Source organism: [Clostridium] clostridioforme AGR2157 (genome assembly GCF_000424325.1).
Classification (GTDB): domain Bacteria; phylum Bacillota; class Clostridia; order Lachnospirales; family Lachnospiraceae; genus Enterocloster; species Enterocloster clostridioformis_A.
Map to the genome: position 1 here is coordinate 1 of NZ_AUJR01000057.1, position 19,806 is coordinate 19,806.

Below are 19,806 nucleotides of genomic sequence, written 5' to 3' on the forward strand. Positions count from 1 at the left end.
CATTTTCTTATCCAGTCAGTGCCTACATATAGTCCAAAAAAAATCATCCAAATAGTGAAGAGCATCATAGCCCGGGAGGTGTTCGCGAAATGTCCACAAGTGAAGAAAAAATTGTGGGGAGGAGAATTCTGGACAGATGGCTATTACGTAGCAACGGTGAGTGAACATGGGAATGAGCAAATCATAAGTAGATATGTGAAAGAACAGGGACAGGAAAAAAATTATAAAACAATCTATAAAAACGTAGAGAAAACAAAGCAGTATAGCATATGGGATTATATGTAGAGGTTGCAACCTTCGATACCCCGCAGCTTGCTGCGGGGTAGTTCATTATGCCGTAATAAGTGAAAACGCAGCAAAGGAATTAGGTGATTCGATCAAAGTTGAAACCCAGGGTTCCATTGGCGTTGAAAATGAACTTACACCGGAGGAGGTCAGAGATGCGGATGTCGGGTTTTTTGCAAGGTTTTCCCGTGACCGTTTCGAAGAATTTGTGGTAAACTTCTTTGAAGAGGAGGGGATTGACACCTCCCATATCAGGCCATGTGTAAACGGGGAGAGCCTGGGGCTTACCTTTACAGGGATCCTGAGCCATGATGAGAGCAGCATTCTCATGTACCGATGAGAAGCAGCTGCTTTTAAAGTATAAAATGCTTCAGGCCCAGATCAACCCTCATTTCCTCTATAATACCCTGAACAGTATCCACTGGATGGTACGGGCGGGAAGAAATGAGGAGGCCGCGGATATGACCGTAGCCCTTGGGGAGATCCTGCGCGCGGTATCATTGCCAATGCAGATCCCGGCACATATTTGATCGATATGACAACCACCAGCCCCAGGCTGGCTGTGCGGATTTATGAGGAGGCAAAAAATGCAGGTCTTCACGCCCTGGACGCTCCGGTGACAGGAGGTGACAAGGGGGCAAAGGATGGAACATTGACCATTCTTGCCGGCGGTGACAGGGAAGATTTTGACGCCTGTCTAAGCATCCTTCAGGCCATGGGTAAAAATATCGATTATGAAGGTAAGGCAGGAAACGGACAGCACACCAAGATGTGTAACCAGATTGCCGTTGCGGGAGCCCTGGCAGGGGCATGTGAGGCAATGGTTTATGCCAAGAATGTGGGGCTGGATGTGGACACAATGCTAAAGTCCATTTCCACAGGAGCCGCCAGCAGTGTGCAGATGAACAATGTGGCTTCAAGGGCGTTGCAGGACGACTATCGGCCTGGATTCTTCATCAAGCATTTTATCAAGGATATGAACCTGGCAGATGAAGAGGCCAGGGCAGCGGATACGGAGTTAAAGGTGCTGGAGGACGTCCTTTCCATGTATAAGGAATTGGAGCAGGAAGGCATGGAAGAACTGGGAACGCAGGCACTGATCAAATATTATAATTGGTAAACTTGTAGCTGTAAAGGACAGGTGGAGACATGGACAAAGGAATTGAATACATTTTGGAGGTGGCCCGCTGCGGCGGCATCACGAAAGCAGCGGAGAACCTGTTCATTACCCCGTCTGCCTTAAGTAAATTTGTCCAGGCCAGGGAGGCTGAGCTTCAGGTGAAGCTGTTCCACCGTGTGGGCAAGCGGTTTGTGCTGACCCAGGCAGGGGAGTATTATGTTCAGAAGATAGGGGAGATCGAGCGGATCCAGCGGGAGCTGGACACGCAGATGAGCAGTTTTTCCAGTATGAGCAGGGGTGTGATACGCATCGGTGTCCAGGCTACCTTTACGGAGGTCATGTTCCGCTTTATCCTGCCGGAGCTTAAGGAGGCATTTCCGGGGATCCGGATCCTGATGCACGAGCGCACCGTGGGGGAGCTGGTCCAGATGGTAAAGGGGCGCCAGTTGGACGTGCTGCTGGCCGTGATCGATAAGCAGGAGCATGGCTTCTGCTATGAGACTGTCCACCAGTGTGAGCTGGTGATGGCAGCGGTCGGTACGCACCCGGTGGTACAGAAGGCTGTTCCAAAACCGGGATTTCGATATCCCTGGATTGACCTTTCGTACTGCTGTGATCAACCCAATGTGATGCTGATGCCCGGTTCCCCGTACCGTACCTATGCTGATAATCTGTACGGTTATTACCAGCTGAAGCCGGATATCGCCTATGAGCTTGGCTCCTCCCGCAGCGGTCTGGCCTGTGTGGCGTACACCCATGCCCTGATGATCACGCTGGACCACATGATATTTAATAATCTGTTCCATGAGGAGATTGTCCCTCTGTCCGTGGGTGAGAAACCCTTATCCAGGAATCTGGTCACCGCACATCTGGAGGAATCCATGCTGACTGAGGAGATCAATGTGTTTCACCGGATCTGCAAAAAGCATATCCGGTAAAATAGTAACCGTTCAGTTCCTCCGTCTGAACTATTACGTAAAATGTTGAGTTAAAGTTGATAAATATTGAAAATATTGAGCTGTACATCTACATTTGACTGCATTATGATAAGTATATCAAAGGACGGCGCGGTCATTGAAGAACGAGTACTCCCGGACACCAAAAGGATCCGGGACACTCTAACCATACGGAGGATACCATGACACCTTTACAGATTACGCTCATTATATTGCTGTGTACTATCATAGCGTTTTTATCGGGAAAAATCCCATTTTCCATCATTTCAGCGGGAATCATTCTCGCCCTTATTCTTACCGGTGTGATGAAGCCGGCCGAAGCCTTAAGCGGTTTCATCAACACCAATGTGGTCATGTTTGTTGCCATGTTTGTGATCGGCGCTGCACTGACCAAGACCAGTCTGCTGGACAGGGCCCAAAAACTGGTGGTCCGCTACAAAAATAATCCCAAAATGCTAATTTTGATCTCATCCTTAGTGGCTGGATTCCTGGCCTGTCTGACCAGCGCCACAGCCACAGCTGCCATCATGATTCCCCTTCTGGTGGGGATTGCCAATGAGATCGGCACCAGCCGCAGTAAGATGCTGTTTCCCGCCATGGCCATTGCCAACATAGCTACCGCCATGACATTCCTGGGACAGGGCGCCAGCAATATGACCTGGAGCGATGTTATGATCAAGGCGGGCGCTTCCACCCCGTTTTCAATCTGGGATTTTACCATTGCCAGGATCCCCATTCTGCTGATTTCACTGGCCTACATGGTATTTATCGGTTACCGTCTCATGCCCGACATCGATAATTCCCAATTTTCGGATAACATTCAGAAGAAGGACACGGTTAGCCAGCTGACACCTTCCAAGGAAAAGGTGGCTGTCATCCTTATCCTGGGCACCATTGCCTGTATGCTGTTGGAATCTGTGATCGGCATTAAGATGTACCTTACCGCCTCCATTGGGGCATGCCTCCTGGTCCTGTGCGGTGTGCTGTCGGAGCGCGAGGCCCTGGGTTCTATTCATCAGCCCACCGTGTTCCTGTTTGCCGGTGTTCTGGCCCTCTCGGACGCCATCAAGATAACAGGGGCCGGGGATGTGGTGGCGGACTGGATGATCTCCCTGCTGGGCAATACCACTAACCCCTATGTCATCATGGCAGTGTTCTTCATTATTCCATTCATTCTGACTCAGGTGATGTCCAATCTGGCAACCGTGACTATTTTCATTCCATTGGTAGCAGCTGCCTGTGTAAAGATTGGGGTGGACCCAAGGGCGGCTGTGATGGGCGTGCTCATTGCCAGCTCTACCTCTATCCTGACCCCCATGGCGGCTCCCTGCCAGATCATGATCATGGGGCCGGGCGGGTATTCACTAAAGGATTATCTGAAATGCGGAACACCTTTGGCGGTTATGATCACCATTGTCTGCATTTTTACACTGCCTATCATGTTTCCGTTTTATTAATGAAGAATGAGGTGACCATATTATGAAGATTACTGGTTTGGAGATCATTCCGGCAAGCAAATATTTATTTATCAGGATCAACACGGATGAGGGGATCCACGGTACGGGCGAGGCCGGGGCCTGGGGCTTTTTAGACGGAGTGGAGGGAGTGCTGAGACGTTTTGAGAGCTATCTTCTGGGCAAAAATCCATTTCAGATCGAGCACCACTGGAATTATCTGTACCGCAGCATGTATTTCAGGGGATCGGTGATCATGAGCGCCCTGTCCGCCATTGATATTGCGTTCTGGGATATCAAGGGTAAGGCGTTGGGCGTGCCGGTTTACGAACTGCTGGGAGGAAAATGCCGGGATAAAGTCAGAAGCTACGAGGCGGTTTTCTGCTATACGCCGGAGGAGATGGCTGAATTTTGCGTGAACTTAAAACAGAAGGGATATGACGCGGCCCGTCTGATGATCACAGGTGATATCACCAGAACCCAGGCGGACCGGTCATCCAGTATTTATAACAGCAAGGTGGAAGGTTACATAGAGCGGGTGAGGGCCTGCCGGGAAGCGGTGGGGAGGGATTTTGACCTGATCCTGGAATGCCACCGCAGTATGGATCCCTGTGAGGCCATTGCATTTGCAAAAGGGGTGGAGGTTTACAGGCCCCTGTTTCTGGAGGACCCGATCCCCCCGGACAACCCGGAGGCCATGGCGGATGTTGCCAAGGGCACAAGTATTCCGGTGGCAACAGGAGAGCGCTTTATCAATATCCAGGAGTTTGAAACAATTCTCCAGAAGCGGGCTGCCAGATACCTCCGGCCGGATGTCTGCGCCCTGGGCGGCCTGACTCCCTCCAAAAAGGTGGCGGCCATGGCGGAGGCGAACTATGCCAAAATCGTGCCTCACAATCCATTGGGTCCGGTTTCCACTGCGGCCTGCCTGCAGCTGGACGCGGCCATCCCCAATTTTGCCATCCAGGAGTTCCCATCCTTCTATCACCAGGGAAATGAGGCGGAGATGACCACCGAACCTTTCCGGGAGGAAGATGGATACATTGTGATCCCGGATGCACCGGGAATCGGAATTGAACTGGCGGAGAACCTTACGGAGAAGTTCCCGCCCAGACAGAGAAGCATTTCCGCACAAACTGCCTATGATGGCGGGGTGTATGACGTATAATGGAACAGGTTCCCAAAATCCTCATACTATAATATCAAACAACATATTAGTTAAGGATAGCTATGAACAACGACCCCAGAGGAACCATCGTCCGGCAGGGAAATGCCCTGCGTATTGATAATGCATTTGTGGAGGACAGCTCCTGTACCAACAATTCAAACGGAACCATATTGATCTCTTACTCCATGCCGGAAGCCGGACAGATGGTTTCCATCCAGACCTTACAGCTGAATATAAACAGAAATACAGTTATTATAAATTCTTTTGGACAGAGTGTGGGTCTGTGCCGGATCCAGCCAGGAATGTGGATCAATGCCATTTTTTCTTCCCGCATGACAAGAAGTATCCCGCCTCAATCCAATGCGTTTATGATTGTTGTGCGGAGCAGGATCCAGGAGACTTCTGTGATAACAGACCGTATTGCGGATGTGGATGCATGCAATGGCATTATTTACACCGGAAACCGCGGTGATATAAACAGCCAGATCAGATTCAGTGTTCCCAACACCACGCCGATCACAGACCGCGCAGGGAGACCTATCAGTATCCATTCTCTCCGTCCCGGCCAGATGGTCAGGATCACCCATGCCAACTTTATGACGGCAAGTATTCCCCCGCAGACGACCGCGTATAGGATTCAACTGATTTAAAAGTGGTTTAAATATTCATTCCCGGTAAGGATTCCTTCTGGCCGGGAATGTTTTTTCTTTTCTTGGCAAATGATTATCTGTGGGAGCGGTTTTAGAACCGCTCTCGTGCTGTTTCCAGCCATACATAATTGAGCTGCTAAGACAGATAATATCATTATGAAGAAATATAATATTTGCAAAAAACATTGTAAGGGACATGAAACATTGACCAAAGAAACGCCGGCCAACGAAACATGAAAGAATTATCAATCGGAACCCATCTTTCAGTTGCCAAAGGATACGCTGCTCTGGCAAAGGACGCGGTCCAAATCGGTGCCAATACATTCCAGCTGTTTATCCGCAATCCCCAGGGCAAAGGAGTTAAAACCGGGGGAGATCGAGACATTCCTGGACATTTTGCAAAAGCACGGTTTTGGGCCGTTTATAGCCCATGCTCCGTATACTCTGAATCTCTGTTCGTCAAGCCGGCATCTGAGGGAACTTTCCGTCCAGATGATGGGGGAGGATCTGCAGCGGATGGAGCTGATGCCGGGAAACCTGTACAATCTTCATCCGGGCAGCCGTCTGGACCAGCCTCTGGACAGCGCCATTGAACAGATCACCCAGGGGCTGAACCATGTGATGTTCCCGGACATGAAGACAACGGTGCTGTTAGAAACCAGGTCCGGGAAGGGAAGCGAGGTGGGGAGAAGGTTTGAAGAACTGAAGGAGATATTGGACCGGGTGGTCCAAAAGGATCAAATCGGGGTTTGCATGGATGCCTGCCACATGTGGGATTCGATGACCGTATCTTTCGCCTGGATATTTTGTGGCGGGCATGGAAAGAAGTACGAGTAAACAAGGGAAGTGCTGGAATAGATGGCATTACCTTTGAGATGATTGAGGAATACGGAGTAGAAGAATACTTGTTGGATATTCAAGAGGATTTGCAGAATAAGGAATACAGACCTAAACCGGTGAAAAGCTACGGAAAAAGTAACAGCGGGGCAGCCTGGTTCGGCCTGGAGGACTCGCTTAGGGCATCCTCCGAGCCGTGGATACGCCAACGGATTTATGCCAAGCTCAATGGGAAGTTAAAGGAACAGGGATAAAACACAGGCCGGATCCAATTGAGGAACCGGCCTGCCAAAAAGGAATGCAAAAATGTGCGGTGGCTTATTATTTTAACTTGCTGATTTCCTTATCAATATCTGATGGTGAAACCAGACCGATTGATTTGGATAATACCTCGCCGCGCTTGAAGTAGATAAGGGTGGGAACACTCATTACCTGGAAGCGGGCTGCCAGGTCCATCTCCTCATCAATATCTACTTTATAAAAATGTACGTCTGAAAATTTGTCCGCCGCCCGTTCTATGACAGGACCCAGCATCTTACAGGGGCCGCACCAGGTTGCAAAGAAATCCACAACCACCAGCTCGTCATCAGCGTTTACAGCCTGCTCAAATTCATCCTTGTTCAAATGTTTCAATTCCATAGTTATTACCTCCAGGTTTTCTCTTTTTTGTGATTGCTCTATTGATTATAGGATACCACATTTTGTACTTGTGTTATGTGATAAAAATCACCGAACATTCATTCTTTAATCTTATATATAAGCTTGTAATGTTAAGCTGCTCTAATATAAATTAATTTTCCTTTACTGTTTCATAGGGCCAGTCCACAATTTTGCCAAAATCATAGAAATGTTTGTATTCCCAATTCCACCAGCTGGTCTGAAGCACGCTTGCTGCGGATGCCGGTGCGGCAGTGGACCAAAAGGACTGCTTCTGTGTCAGGAAGTTCCTCGGGCTTCCTTTTCTGTAACCCAAAATTGAACAGTTAATACTGTAACTATAGTATATACAGTTATATATGTCAAGGGGATTCTTAACTTTTTTTGAAAAATTTGGTTTAAGGTATAAAAATCCTGCATTCTATGCTATACTTATGCCTAAAGTGGAGAAGTATGCATAGAGATGGAGAATGCTATGTCAGTGAAAGAACAGGACAATAAATATGCCATAGACGTTGCGGACGTGACCAAGGTATATAGATTATATGAGAAACCCATTGACCGTCTGAAGGAATCCATGAGTATTTCCCATAAGAATTACCACCGGGATTTTTACGCGCTGAACCAGCTTTCCTTCAGGGTAAGGAAGGGGGAGACGGTGGGAATCATCGGCACCAACGGTTCCGGCAAATCCACCATATTAAAAATCATTACCGGGGTCCTTACCCCCACCACCGGGGAGGTAAAGGTGGACGGCAAGATATCGGCTCTTTTAGAGCTGGGGGCCGGATTCAATATGGATTATACAGGCATTGAAAATATATATATGAACGGCACCATGATGGGCTACACGAAAAAGGAGATGGACGCCAAGCTTCAGGACATTCTGGAATTTGCGGAAATCGGGGATTTCGTGTATCAGCCGGTAAAGACTTATTCCAGCGGTATGTTTGTACGGCTGGCTTTTGCGTTGGCCATCAATGTAGACCCGGAAATCCTCATTGTAGACGAGGCTCTTTCCGTTGGCGATGTGTTTTTCCAGTCAAAATGTTACCGCAGGATGGAGGAAATCCGCCAGAAGGGGACCACCATCCTCATGGTGACCCATGATATGGGAAGCATTATTAAATACTGTGACCGGGTGGTGCTGCTGAACAAGGGAGAATTCATCGCAGAAGGCCCTGCCGGCCGCGTGGTGGATATGTATAAGAAGATTCTGGCCGGACAGCTGGACTCCTTAAAGGCGGAATTAGAGCGGGAAAGACAGCAGAAGGAGAGCTTGTCAGGGGGAAGCGGGCAGGAAGATACCGGTAATGGTCCGGAACATACCGGTAATGCTCCGGAATATACCGGTAATGGGCAACATACCGGAGCAGGAGCGGAAGGAAAGGAAACTGCCCGGAGCCAGGTAGGAGCAGGAACAAAATCCGGCGATGTGGAGATGTCTGATTTTTCCGGCGGTATGGGATTAGAGAGAAGCCGTCTCATGAAGGACCAGCTGACCATTAATTATGACCGTACAGAATACGGGGACGGCCGGGCTGAGATTGTGGACCTGGGTCTTTTTGACGAGAGGGGAAATATCACCAACCTTTTGTTAAAAGGTGAGATGTTTACCATAAAAGAACGGATTCATTTCAATACAGAGATACAGTCCCCTATTTTTACCTATACTATAAAGGATAAAAAGGGTACGGAGCTTACTGGCACCAACACCATGTTTGAAGGCGCCGACATCCAGCCTGTGAAGCGCGGGGATGAGTATGTGGTGGAATTCACCCAGAAAATGACACTCCAGGGCGGGGAGTATCTGCTGAGCATGAGCTGTACCGGATTTGAGCAGGGTGAGCATGTGGTGTACCACCGCCTGTACAACGTGACCAATATTACGGTTATTTCCAATAAAAATACGGTTGGGGTGTATGATATGGAGTCCCAGGTAAAGGCCGAGAAGGTGGAGGCCGGGAATACCCAGGCCGGTAATGCGCGCCCAACTGTGAACGGAGGATTATAACTTTCCATGAAGGATATCAGTTATGAAATATTAGATTTATTCAGACAATATGGAAGCGGTCCTGAGGGCATCAGGAAGGCCCTGGACAATCAGTCCAGGCCGGAGGTGCTCCACGCGCTGTCTGACATAAGGGAAAATCTACTGGAGTGGCTTGATTATACGGGCTGCGGGGAAGTGCTTCAGATTGGCTCAGGCTATGGCGTTCTGACAGGACTGCTGGCCTCCAGGTGCGCTCATGTGACGGTCATGGACGAAGCGGATGAAAACCTGGCTGTAAATCAGGAGCGCAACAAGGCTTACAGCAATATCACATATGGCTTTAAGACGGGGACGCAGGCAGGACAGCCGGAGCCGTCATTTGACCTTGTGGTTATCGGCGGACTCAGGGAAGGGCAGGAAATACGGGATGCAGTTACCTTCGGCGCCTCCTTTCTGAAACAGGAAGGCCGTCTGGTAATTGCGTGTGAAAATGCATTGGGACTCAGGTACCTGGCAGGGGGAAACCATGAGGAAGGCTTCTGTACCAGAAAACAGGCGGAGGAAGCCTGCCAGGGGGCAGGACTCACCCGGGCGGATTTCTATTATCCGGTGCCCGACCACAGAATGCCCATATCACTTTACTCAGACCGGTATCTGCCGGGAAAGGGAGAAATCACCAGCCCGTCTGTGTCCTATGAAAGTCCGCGGTATGCCTGCCTCAATGAAGGGGAAGTGTATGACCGTCTGATTGAGGAAAATGACTTTGGCCGGTTTGCCAATTCCTTCCTGATTATTGCCTCTAAGGGCGGCGGACAGGAGAAAACCATTTTCGCGAAGTATAACCGTACCAGAAAAGAGGAATTCCGGATTCGTACCAGCATACGGGAACTGAACGGAGAGCGCCGGGTGGAGAAGGCTGCTCTGGACGGTGCGGGAAGCTTCCACATCCTTTCCCTGAGAAAAAAATGCCGGCAGTTAAGGCAACTCAATCCCAGAGTCAGAATCCTGGAGCCGGAGATATCCGGGGACGGCAGTAAGGTGGAGTTCTGTTTCCTGAAAGGTATCACTCTGGCAGAACGTCTGGGCCAGGGTATCAGAGACGGCAGGGCGCCTGTGGAGGACATTAAGGCAGCGCTTCAGTTTCTCTATGATGTGGCGGAGGACCAGATTGTTCCGTTTTCCGTGACGCCGGAGTTTACCCGGACCTTTGGGCCGGTTCCGGATTTTGATGATTTTTCTTATAAAGTAAGCAACATTGACGGGCTCTTTGAGAATCTGATGATTACAGAAACGGACGGGGATGAGCAGCTATACTGTCTGGATTACGAGTGGGTCTTTGATTTCCCGGTTCCTGCCCGTTTTGTACAGTACCGCAATCTGGCTTATTTCTATTATAAATACCAGGGCTTGATGTCATATACTGACCTGGAGGAATTTTTACAGGAGTTTGGCATAGGAAATGAGATGGCATCTGTGTACGCATCCATGGAGGACGCCTTCCAGTCCTATGTCCACGGTGACGCTGTCCAGGGATACCTGGTGAATTACCGGCAGAAAATTACGACCCTGGCTGAGCTTAAGGAGACGGACCAGGCCCTCTCACAGGCAAAGGACCGTATCAGCCAGCTTCAGGCAGAGGTGGAGGAAAAGAACCTTCAGATTCGCAAAGAGCAGGAGGTACAGCGCCTTACCAATAACCATGTGGCAAATCTGGAAGTAATGATTAAGGACCTGCGCCATGAAATCGACGAGCTGGGCAAGCTGGCAACCTATCTCAACGGGCATGAAGCCCTTGTGTTCAAGGCCCGGCGCAGGCTGGGAGCCCAGGTCAACAAGGCATTTCCAAGGGGCACGCGCAAACGCAAGGTACTCAACTACTGTTGTAATACAGTGAAGCACCCGGTGCGTTACGGCAGGCTGTACGCTACCAAAGAGGGACGCAACCAGATAGACGGCGATTTTAAGATTGGTGAGGAATATCTTAAATACGGCAGGCTGGTATTTCCCCAGGTGCCGGGCAAGGGTGGATATATGGACGCGGGGAGCGGCGCGGGAACATGGGACGGACCAATGGTTTCCATCGTGATTCCCTGTTATAATCAGGTCCACTATACCTATGCATGTCTCCAGTCCATCCTGGAGTTTACAAAGGATGTCACCTACGAGGTCATCATTGCCGACGACGTGTCAACCGATGCAACGGCAGAGCTGGGCCGGTATGCGGATGGACTTGTAATCCGCAGAAATGAGACAAACCAGGGTTTCCTGCGCAACTGCAACCAGGCAGCAAAGGCTGCCAGGGGAAAATACATCATGTTTCTCAACAATGACACCAAGGTGACAGAAGGCTGGCTTTCTTCCCTGGTGAACCTGATTGAGTCCGATTCCACCATTGGTATGGTTGGATCCAAGCTGGTGTACCCGGACGGACGCCTTCAGGAAGCAGGAGGCATTATCTGGAGTGACGGTTCCGGCTGGAACTACGGCCGTCTGGACGATCCGGATAAGGCAGAATACAATTATGTAAAGGATGTAGACTATATATCAGGAGCAGCCATCCTCCTGAGCACGGCCCTGTGGAAGCGGATTGGCGGATTTGACGAGCGGTTTGCCCCGGCTTACTGCGAGGATTCGGACCTGGCTTTTGAGGTGAGAAAGGCCGGATACAGGGTTGTCTACCAGCCTCTCTCCAAGGTGATCCACTTTGAGGGCGTTTCCAACGGTACGGATGTAAACGGAACAGGCCTGAAACGCTACCAGGTGGAGAACAGTGAAAAGTTAAAGGAAAAATGGGCCGAGGAATTCAAAAAGCAGTGTGTCAACACCGGAAATCCCAATCCATTCAGGGCCAGGGAGCGCAGCCAGGGAAAGAAAATCATTCTGGTAGTGGACCACTATGTGCCCACCTTTGACAGGGACGCGGGTTCCAAGACAACCTACCAGTACCTGAAGATGTTTCTGAAAAAGGGTTATGTGGTGAAGTTCCTGGGAGATAATTTCCTTCATGAGGAGCCCTATACCACCACCCTTCTGCAAATGGGAATCGAGGTGCTCTACGGAGACACATACGCAGCAGGCATATGGGACTGGTTAAAGACAAATGGAGACGAGATATCATTTGCATACCTGAACCGTCCCCATATTGCCACCAAGTATGTGGACTTTATAAAAGATTACACCAAGATGAAGGTGATTTACTATGGACACGACCTGCACTTCCTTCGTCTGGGAAGGGAATATGAGCTTACCGGCGATATCAACATCAAGAGGGAGGCGGATTACTGGAAATCCGTGGAGCTGACCATGATGCATAAGGCGGCTGTTTCCTATTATCCCTCCTATGTGGAGATCAACGCCATACACGCCATCGACGGAAGCATTCCCGCAAAGGCCATTACGGCGTATGTCTATGACACCTTCCTGGATAACATACAGGATGACTTTGCAAAGAGAGAAGGACTGCTGTTTGTAGGGGGGTTCGCCCATCCGCCCAATGCGGATGCGGTGCTGTGGTTTGCCAGAGAAATATTCCCGCTTATACGCAGGGAACTGCCGGATGTGAAATTCTATGTGGTAGGCTCCAAGGTGACAGATGAAATCAAGGCCCTGGAGGAGCCGGAGAGCGGAATCATCATCAGAGGTTTTGTAAGCGAGGAGGAGCTGGCGCAGCTCTACGGCCAGTGCAGGATAGTGGTGGTGCCGTTGAGATACGGGGCCGGCGTGAAGGGCAAGGTAGTGGAAGCCATATACAACGGAGCGCCCATTGTGACCACATCCACAGGGGCAGAGGGAATTCCCTTTGCGGACACAGTGCTGGAAATAGAGGACCAGGCGGAGCCTTTTGCCAGAAAGACCGTGGAATTATATCAGGACAATGAACGTTTAAACCAGCTATGCCACAGGACCCAGGATTATATAAAGAAGCACTATAGTCTGGAAGGGGCCTGGAAGGCGGTGGAGGGGGACTTTCGTTGATTCCTTAGGGTCGCGTGGGGCGCCGCACAGCCAGCATGCCTGGACAACGCAACCGCGCTCCCGCTCAGTTTCGACGTAGCGGTGCATAAGGCGCGAAAAGACCGTGCCTAAACACCGACGTCTAAAATGGGATTGCTTTTGTCCAGGCACGCTGGCTGCGCTGGTGTGCTGGCAAAATTAAGGTATAACGATGTCCGCCGGGGGAGAAGGTTGCGCCTAAGCGTACTTTGTCCTATGAAGTACCGGGCAGGACCTGGGAGATTCCTAAGAGAAGATGGCTGGATTGATTTTTGAACCACGTTCAAGGCTGATAGTATAGGAGGAAATGTTGAATGCAGGCTATTTTGTTGGCCGGCGGTCTGGGGACCAGGCTTCGCAGTGTGGTGAGCGACCGGCCCAAGCCAATGGCGTTGATTGAAGGGAAGCCTTTTATGGAATATGTGACCCGTGAGCTGGTCCGCCATGGGATTACGGATATTGTCTTTGCTGTGGGATATAAGGGGACTATGGTGGAGGAGCATTTCGGCGACGGGACTGCTTTTGGGTTTCATGCTGATTATGCTTATGAGGAGACGCTGCTGGGTACGGCCGGGGCTATAAAGAATGCGGGCAGGTTTATTACAGAGGATCGTTTTTATGTGCTGAATGCGGATACATTTTACCAGATTGACTATACCCGGCTCCTGAGACAGCAGGACAGCCAGAATCTGGATATGGCTCTGGTACTGCGCAGTGTGCCTGATGTTTCGCGGTATGGTCAGGCAATTTTGGACCGGGATGGATTCCTGACCGGGTTTAATGAAAAGACAGAGGATGCCGGGGAAGGGACTATCAACGGAGGCATTTACCTTATGAAACAGCGGCTGATGGATGAAATACCAGAGGGAAAGGTGTCACTGGAAAATGACATGATACCTAAGTGGCTGTCAGAGGGAAGGCGTCTGGGGGGCTTTGTCAATGATGGGTATTTTATTGACATTGGTATTCCGGAGGCGTATTTCCGGTTTCAGGAGGATGTAAGGAATAAAGTGGTCATTTGACATGCGGTTTTTACTACAGGAAGATGCGCCGTCTGAACTGTTACATTCATTCCGGAAGATAAACATAAGACAGAGAGAGGAGACACATATGGTAATCAGAGGAAGGGCGCCTTTAAGGGTCAGCTTTGGAGGCGGCGGTACGGATGTGGCACCATTCTGCGAGGAGCAGGGAGGGGCCATCATCGGCAGCACCATCAATAAATATGCCTACTGTTCCATTGTGCCCAGGGAGGACGACCAGATTGTGGTTCATTCCCTGGACTTTGATATGACAGTGAAATATAATACCAGCGAAAACTACGTGTATGACGGAAAACTGGACTTGGTGACAGCGGCCCTTAATGCCATGGGCATTGACCAGGGCTGCGAAGTGTACCTTCAGTGCGACGCGCCTCCCGGCTCCGGCCTTGGAACCTCGTCCACCGTCATGGTGGCCATGCTTACTGCCATGGCCCGCTGGAAGGGTGTGATGATGGATGCCTATGCCCTGGCGGACCTGGCTTATCAGGTGGAGCGCCTGGATTTAAAGATTGAGGGAGGATACCAGGACCAGTATGCGGCTGCCTTTGGAGGATTCAATTTTATTGAATTCCACGGACGCAACAATGTGGTGGTAAATCCTCTGCGCATTAAAAAGGACATCATACACGAGCTCCAGTATAATCTCCTTCTCTGTTATACTGGAAAAATCCATGTCTCTGCCAATATCATCAAGGACCAGGTGCTAAACTATGAGAAAAAGGATGCCTTTGAGGCCATGTGTGAGGTGAAGGCCCTGGCCTATGCCCTGAAGGATGAGCTGCTAAAGGGAAATCTCCACAGCTTCGGCAAGCTTCTGGACTATGGCTGGCAGAGCAAGAAGCGCATGAGCAGCAAGATAACAAATCCCCAGATTGACCAGCTGTATGATGAGGCCCTGAAGGCAGGCGCCCTGGGAGGCAAGCTTCTGGGAGCAGGCGGAGGCGGGTACCTTCTTATGTACTGCCCTTACAATGTGCGCCACAAGGTGGCTGCCCGCATGGAGCAGGCAGGCGGACAGCTGGCGGATTGGAATTTTGAACTGCGCGGCGCCCAGAGCTGGGTGGCGGATGAATCCAGATGGCAGTATGACCAGGTGAAGGTCCATATGCCTAATGGCGAGTACAGGTTTAACATTTAATGTTAAATTCCGGGCGTGGATTGAAACAAGGAATATAACATACAGGATGGTTATGCAATGGAGCGAGTTGTTTTTTTGGACCGGGATGGGACTCTGAACGAGGAAGTCCACTACCTTCACAGGACTTCGGATCTTAAGCTCCTTCCGGGAGTGCCGGAGGCGCTGCGGATGCTTAGGGAGGCAGGGTACCGTCTGGTGGTGGTTACCAATCAGGCAGGAGTGGCCAGAGGGTATTATGGTGAGGAGGACGTGAAGAACCTTCATGTTTATATGAACCATATCCTGGAGGGCCAGGGGGCGTCCATTGACGCATTTTACTACTGTCCCCATCATCCGGAGCACGGAATCGGCCCATATAAGAAGGAGTGCAGCTGCCGCAAGCCGGGGACCGGCATGTTTGAAGCGGCCGGACAGCGGTTTGAAGTGGATAAGCCCCATTCCTTTATGATAGGAGATAAGCTGCTGGATGTGGAGGCCGGGAATAACTACGGCCTCACCACCATATTGGTGGGAACCGGTTATGGAAGCGGGATACGCGGCCAGGAGAAGGAGAAAGGGATAACGCCGGTATATGATTACTATGCGGAGGACCTTGTAAAAGCAGCACAGTGGATTATTGAGAAAGGAAAGGCAGACTAAGGATGAGAGAGATGGAATATCTGGAGGAACTGACCAGCCGGTATCCGGTTCTGGAGGCAGTGAAGGGCGATGTGCTGGCCGCGTATGAAATACTGCGGGATTGTTACGCAGGCGGCGGCAAGGTAATGATAGCGGGAAATGGCGGTAGCTGCGCGGACAGCGAGCACATCGTGGGTGAACTGATGAAGGGATTTGTAAAACGCCGCCCGGTGTCCGGCGAATTTGCGGCTGCGCTTAAGGAAGCAGACGAAAAGCGGGGGGAAGAGCTGGCATCCTGCTTACAGGGAGGCCTTCCCGCAATTGCCCTTACCGGTCACGCGGGATTGTCCACCGCGTTCCTTAATGATGTAAACGGGGAAATGATTTATGCGCAGCAGCTGTACGGCTATGGAAAAAAGGGTGATGTATTTATGGGCATTTCCACCTCGGGCAATGCTGAGAATGTGATGTATGCCGTGACCGTGGCAAAGGCGTCCGGCATTAAAACCATTGGACTTACCGGCAAGAACGGCGGGAAGATGGCGGGAGCCTGCGACTGCTCCATTGTGGTGCCTTCTGATGAGACATTTAAAATCCAGGAGCTGCACCTTCCCATTTATCATGCCCTGTGTCTGATGCTGGAGGAACATTTTTATGAGGTATAAGCATGTATTTGCCATATGCGCCTATAAGGACTCGCCTTATCTGGAGCGGTGCATCCGCTCTCTTAAGGCACAGACCGTCCCGTCCCCTATTATCATCTGCACGTCCACTCCCAGCAGCTATATTGACCGGCTGGCCTGGAAATACGGCCTGCAGGTATACGTGCGTCAGGGGGAGAGCGGTATAAAGGATGACTGGAATTTTGCTTATTCCATGGCGGAGGGCGAAATGGTTACCATTGCGCACCAGGATGACATGTACCACCGTGATTACAGTGCAAGGCTCTTTGCAGCCCATAAGAGATATCCGGACATGACGGTTTTTACCACGGATTATGTGATTGTGAAACAGGGAAAGCTCATAACCGGGGATGCCATGCTCTGGATTAAGAGGATTCTGAGGGGGCCCCTGCGGTTTCCGGAGATGAACGACAGGGCCTGGGTAAAGAAGCTGGCCTTTGTCCTTGGCAATCCCATATGCTGTCCCGCTACCACCTATCACAAGGCGATGCTGGGTGAACCGTTTGTACGTTCAGAGTACAGCTTTGCCCTGGACTGGGACAACCTTGTGAGGCTGGCAGAGGAACCGGGACGTTTTATCTGCGATGAGCGGCCCCTTCTCTATTACCGGGTCCATGAGGATGCCACCACAAAGGCATGTATCAGGGATAACCGCCGGTTTGAGGAGGAGCGGGAAATGTTCTGCCGTTTCTGGCCGGAGCCGGTGGCGGACATCATCATGGGCTTTTATAAGAAGGCTTATGGAGAATATGAGTAGCAGTTCACATCGGATGTCCAAACTGTTACGAATAAGAATGAGAAATGCAGGGATAAGGATTTGTTGCATGGAAACTGGTAAAAACGATAAGATACTTGCAATCATCATAGGGGCGGCAGGGATGGCTGTCCTGGCCTTAACGGTGTTCGGGGTGCTGCTCTGGGGCCCATTGGGGCCGGTGCTTCGGAATACACGGACCCTTCTTATGATGGCAGAGGTGGTCCTTGTGTTTTTCTGGAACCTGTTCTGTCTGGCCGGGGGGCGGGGAAATAAGTCCGGACCGGGTCCTGGCATGGGTGTCAGGGCGCTGGGGCTGGCAGCGGGAATCATCCTGTTTACATGGTGCCACCGTATTTTCCTGCCCCTGGCGGTATCCGGCATGTATATGGCGGTTCTGATACTGGCAGGGAGACAGCTTCTCCGGCTGTTCTTAGAAGTGAAACGGCTGTCCGCACCAATACCCTTTTTGCAGCAGACATCCATGTCCCTTGTGCTGGGAAGCGCCCTGTGGATGGTTCTGGTGTGCCTTGTATCCCTTACGGGACACGGCGGGCTGATGCTGTGGAGGGGATTGGCGGCAGTCATGGCCCTGATGGCCGTGGTCCTGGAAATTCTTTGGGGACGCAGAAATAAGCAGGTTTTGTCCGCTTCATGGCTGAATGCTGTGATGAAAAAAGCGGATGAGGGCAGAAAGCAAAGCATGGCACAGGCCGCCTTAATTGCCTTTATTATCACCATGGTTCTGATTCAGGCAGGCCGCATGAACATTGAACTGGACTACGATTCACTCCACTATGGCCTGCGCTCCGCCTATGTTCTGGATAACGGAAAGGGAATTTACGAGAATCTGGGCATGATTAACTTGGTATATACCTACAGCAAAGGCCTGGAAGTCCTGGTGCTCCCTCTGAGCGGGACCCCTACCTATGGATTTGTCCTGGCCTTTTCTCTGTGGTGCACCATGGGGATTCTTCTTCTGGCAGCCCATATAGTGGGAAGATACTGCGGCCGGGTAAAAGGAATATGGGCAGCTGCCATACTTGCCGCCATTCCGGGAATCATGAATATGGCTGCCACGGCAAAAAGCGATAGCATTACGCTGCTGCACCAGCTCATCATATATGACTTTATCTGCTTCGCACTTTGTGATGGGAGACAGGGGAAGAAATCCGGTCCGGCCGAAAATATACCCTGGCTTCTCATGGCTGTCAGCACCTACCTGCTGACTCTGGTGTATAAGCCCACGGCCCTGGTGTTTTCAACGGCTCTGGGCGGAGTGGCCCTTGTGTGTCTGTTTCTTACCCGCCGTTTAAGCGTTGGCGGCAGGAGAGGCTGGCGGCTCCTTCTGATACCGGGGGCAGCCGTAGCCGGATTGTGGTACCGCACATGGCTTCTCACCGGCGTGCCTGTTACATCCATATTTGCCGGATTTTTCGAGAAGGCAGGATGCAGGGTGAAATATCCCTATACCTTTAGCCATGTGATTGGAGATCCATCCGCCCTGACTGCGGGAGAAAAAATATCGCGGCTGTGGTCACGGGTGCAGGGAATCCTGTTTGCTCCTGTATCAGAGGATATGGCCCATGTAATCATTGCATGGGGAACCGGAATTGTGACGGTTTTTCTTGTCATCTGGCTTGCCGTTTCATGGAAGGCGGGGAGGAGGAGACGTGGCGAAGGGGGATGGGCAGACGGAGCGGACCTAACCTACGGCCCCCAATATTTCCTGAATGTCTTTGACTGTATTCTGATTCCGGTTCTGGCCCTTGGTTCCCTGGCGAGTATTTACACGCTGTATCAGGTGGACGGGAATTATTTCATCCTGTTTTATGCCGTTCTGGTTATCAGCGCGCTGAGAATGGGATGCAGGCAGAACTGGGGACCCGCGGTCAGGCGGTCCGTATCGCTGGTGCTGGTTTTATTTTTTGTTGTGAATACAGCGGTGACCTGTACCACGGGCTGGGCCGGAGTGCCGGGCTTTACGCCTGTGAGCCTGCGTCATATGGGCTATTACGACCATCGCAGGGAAATGCTTGACAGGAGGGCCAAGGAGGGCAATCTTACCCTTTCCTGTATGTTTACACCCAGGAGCCGTGTCCTGGCATTTGGAAAGCATCCCAGGGTCCTTGATTTGCCCTGCAGCGTCCAGAGTTACTACGATGTGACCGGAAGCGGAGGAAATGTGTACCTGGTAAAGCGGCTGGCATACTTTGAGGAGTTTCTAAGATATGCCGGTACGGAGTATTTCTTCGTGGAAGCCGGATACCTGGCAGGACAGGACAGGGCCCTGCAGATGATTGAGGATATGATTGCGGAGGGAAGCCTTTCTGATATACACTATGAATGGGGCAATATGACGGCCAGGGTTACTCTTGACGCCGGACCGCCGGATGATTCCGAGCAGGCCCTGGAGGAGTTCAGGGAAAACTACAGCATGACGGAACTTAATTGACA

At 50.9% G+C, this 19,806-nt stretch carries 17 protein-coding genes and 2 pseudogenes; 18 read left to right on the forward strand and 1 reads right to left on the reverse strand.

Translation table 11 applies throughout. The features are described from left to right. The 10 genes and pseudogenes from tnpA to G614_RS32990 form a co-directional block, all read left to right on the forward strand. A partial coding sequence (gene tnpA, locus G614_RS0119665; protein WP_027643324.1) for an IS200/IS605 family transposase occupies positions 1–285 on the forward strand: 285 nt, incomplete at its 5' end. A 166-nt stretch (positions 286–451) separates the two neighbouring features. After that, a pseudogene (locus G614_RS34625) lies at positions 452–622 on the forward strand (5-dehydro-2-deoxygluconokinase); the annotation flags it as partial. A 28-nt stretch (positions 623–650) separates the two neighbouring features. Continuing rightward, the gene (locus G614_RS0119675) at positions 651–815 is read left to right on the forward strand and encodes a histidine kinase (protein ID WP_242828148.1); all 165 of its coding nucleotides are present in this window, start codon (positions 651–653) and stop codon (positions 813–815) included. After that, positions 779–1,405, forward strand: a pseudogene (locus tag G614_RS28155) (NAD(P)-dependent oxidoreductase); the annotation flags it as partial. The gene G614_RS0119675 and the pseudogene G614_RS28155, both read left to right, overlap by 37 nt. 29 nt (positions 1,406–1,434) lie before the next feature. After that, positions 1,435–2,343, forward strand: a complete 909-nt coding sequence (locus G614_RS0119685) for a LysR family transcriptional regulator (protein WP_027643326.1) — start codon at positions 1,435–1,437, stop codon at positions 2,341–2,343. A gap of 200 nt (positions 2,344–2,543) precedes the next feature. Beyond that, entirely contained in the window at positions 2,544–3,818 is a 1,275-nt protein-coding gene (locus G614_RS0119690) for an SLC13 family permease (RefSeq protein WP_002585786.1), read from the forward strand. A gap of 22 nt (positions 3,819–3,840) precedes the next feature. After that, positions 3,841–4,983 (forward strand): mandelate racemase/muconate lactonizing enzyme family protein, encoded by a 1,143-nt coding sequence (locus G614_RS0119695; RefSeq protein WP_027643327.1) that lies wholly within the window; start codon positions 3,841–3,843, stop codon positions 4,981–4,983. 62 nt (positions 4,984–5,045) lie between these two features. Further along, on the forward strand, positions 5,046–5,633 hold the full coding sequence (locus G614_RS0119700) for a hypothetical protein (protein ID WP_027643328.1): 588 nt from the start codon (positions 5,046–5,048) through the stop codon (positions 5,631–5,633). A gap of 312 nt (positions 5,634–5,945) precedes the next feature. After that, on the forward strand, positions 5,946–6,470 hold the full coding sequence (locus G614_RS0119705) for a TIM barrel protein (protein ID WP_242828147.1): 525 nt from the start codon (positions 5,946–5,948) through the stop codon (positions 6,468–6,470). Positions 6,471–6,538: 68 nt separating this feature from the next. Beyond that, on the forward strand, positions 6,539–6,724 hold the full coding sequence (locus G614_RS32990; protein ID WP_242827408.1) for a hypothetical protein: 186 nt from the start codon (positions 6,539–6,541) through the stop codon (positions 6,722–6,724). Positions 6,725–6,791: 67 nt separating this feature from the next. On the opposite strand, the gene trxA is transcribed toward G614_RS32990, so the two are convergent. Then, on the reverse strand, positions 6,792–7,124 hold the full coding sequence (gene trxA / locus G614_RS0119715; RefSeq protein ID WP_270269637.1) for a thioredoxin: 333 nt from the start codon (positions 7,122–7,124) through the stop codon (positions 6,792–6,794). 478 nt (positions 7,125–7,602) lie between these two features. On the opposite strand from trxA, the gene G614_RS0119720 reads away from it, so the two are divergent. From G614_RS0119720 to G614_RS0119755, 8 genes are all read left to right on the forward strand, one after another. Next, the gene (locus G614_RS0119720) at positions 7,603–9,141 is read left to right on the forward strand and encodes an ABC transporter ATP-binding protein (protein WP_027643329.1); all 1,539 of its coding nucleotides are present in this window, start codon (positions 7,603–7,605) and stop codon (positions 9,139–9,141) included. 6 nt (positions 9,142–9,147) lie between these two features. Then, positions 9,148–13,095 (forward strand): glycosyltransferase, encoded by a 3,948-nt coding sequence (locus G614_RS0119725; protein ID WP_027643330.1) that lies wholly within the window; start codon positions 9,148–9,150, stop codon positions 13,093–13,095. A gap of 332 nt (positions 13,096–13,427) precedes the next feature. Then, positions 13,428–14,135 carry a nucleotidyltransferase family protein gene (locus G614_RS0119730; RefSeq protein WP_027643331.1) on the forward strand — a complete coding sequence of 236 codons (708 nt, stop codon included), beginning with the start codon at positions 13,428–13,430 and terminating at the stop codon, positions 14,133–14,135. 88 nt (positions 14,136–14,223) lie between these two features. After that, on the forward strand, positions 14,224–15,294 hold the full coding sequence (locus G614_RS0119735) for a GHMP kinase (RefSeq protein ID WP_027643332.1): 1,071 nt from the start codon (positions 14,224–14,226) through the stop codon (positions 15,292–15,294). A 57-nt stretch (positions 15,295–15,351) separates the two neighbouring features. After that, a complete protein-coding gene (locus G614_RS0119740) occupies positions 15,352–15,933 on the forward strand; it encodes a D-glycero-alpha-D-manno-heptose-1,7-bisphosphate 7-phosphatase (RefSeq protein WP_027643333.1) in 582 nt (193 codons plus the stop codon). Positions 15,934–15,935: 2 nt separating this feature from the next. Then, entirely contained in the window at positions 15,936–16,577 is a 642-nt protein-coding gene (locus tag G614_RS0119745) for a D-sedoheptulose-7-phosphate isomerase (protein WP_027643334.1), read from the forward strand. Further along, positions 16,567–17,352 (forward strand): glycosyltransferase family A protein, encoded by a 786-nt coding sequence (locus tag G614_RS0119750; protein WP_027643335.1) that lies wholly within the window; start codon positions 16,567–16,569, stop codon positions 17,350–17,352. Before G614_RS0119745 ends, G614_RS0119750 begins: the two co-directional genes overlap by 11 nt. 67 nt (positions 17,353–17,419) lie before the next feature. Then, positions 17,420–19,804, forward strand: a complete 2,385-nt coding sequence (locus G614_RS0119755) for a hypothetical protein (RefSeq protein ID WP_027643336.1) — start codon at positions 17,420–17,422, stop codon at positions 19,802–19,804. Positions 19,805–19,806 lie beyond the last annotated feature (2 nt).

Excerpts from the sequence above, each read along its gene's own strand:
- G614_RS0119725 (WP_027643330.1), top strand. The coding sequence starts at position 9,148 with ATGAAGGATATCAGTTATGAAATATTAGATTTATTCAGACAATATGGA.
- G614_RS0119750 (WP_027643335.1), top strand. The coding sequence starts at position 16,567 with ATGAGGTATAAGCATGTATTTGCCATATGCGCCTATAAGGACTCGCCT.
- G614_RS0119735 (WP_027643332.1), top strand. The coding sequence starts at position 14,224 with ATGGTAATCAGAGGAAGGGCGCCTTTAAGGGTCAGCTTTGGAGGCGGC.
- G614_RS0119690 (WP_002585786.1), top strand. The coding sequence starts at position 2,544 with ATGACACCTTTACAGATTACGCTCATTATATTGCTGTGTACTATCATA.
- G614_RS0119685 (WP_027643326.1), top strand. The coding sequence starts at position 1,435 with ATGGACAAAGGAATTGAATACATTTTGGAGGTGGCCCGCTGCGGCGGC.
- G614_RS0119730 (WP_027643331.1), top strand. The coding sequence starts at position 13,428 with ATGCAGGCTATTTTGTTGGCCGGCGGTCTGGGGACCAGGCTTCGCAGT.
- G614_RS0119755 (WP_027643336.1), top strand. The coding sequence starts at position 17,420 with ATGGAAACTGGTAAAAACGATAAGATACTTGCAATCATCATAGGGGCG.
- G614_RS0119695 (WP_027643327.1), top strand. The coding sequence starts at position 3,841 with ATGAAGATTACTGGTTTGGAGATCATTCCGGCAAGCAAATATTTATTT.
- G614_RS0119675 (WP_242828148.1), top strand. The coding sequence starts at position 651 with ATGCTTCAGGCCCAGATCAACCCTCATTTCCTCTATAATACCCTGAAC.
- G614_RS0119745 (WP_027643334.1), top strand. The coding sequence starts at position 15,936 with ATGAGAGAGATGGAATATCTGGAGGAACTGACCAGCCGGTATCCGGTT.
- G614_RS0119720 (WP_027643329.1), top strand. The coding sequence starts at position 7,603 with ATGTCAGTGAAAGAACAGGACAATAAATATGCCATAGACGTTGCGGAC.
- G614_RS0119740 (WP_027643333.1), top strand. The coding sequence starts at position 15,352 with ATGGAGCGAGTTGTTTTTTTGGACCGGGATGGGACTCTGAACGAGGAA.
- G614_RS0119700 (WP_027643328.1), top strand. The coding sequence starts at position 5,046 with ATGAACAACGACCCCAGAGGAACCATCGTCCGGCAGGGAAATGCCCTG.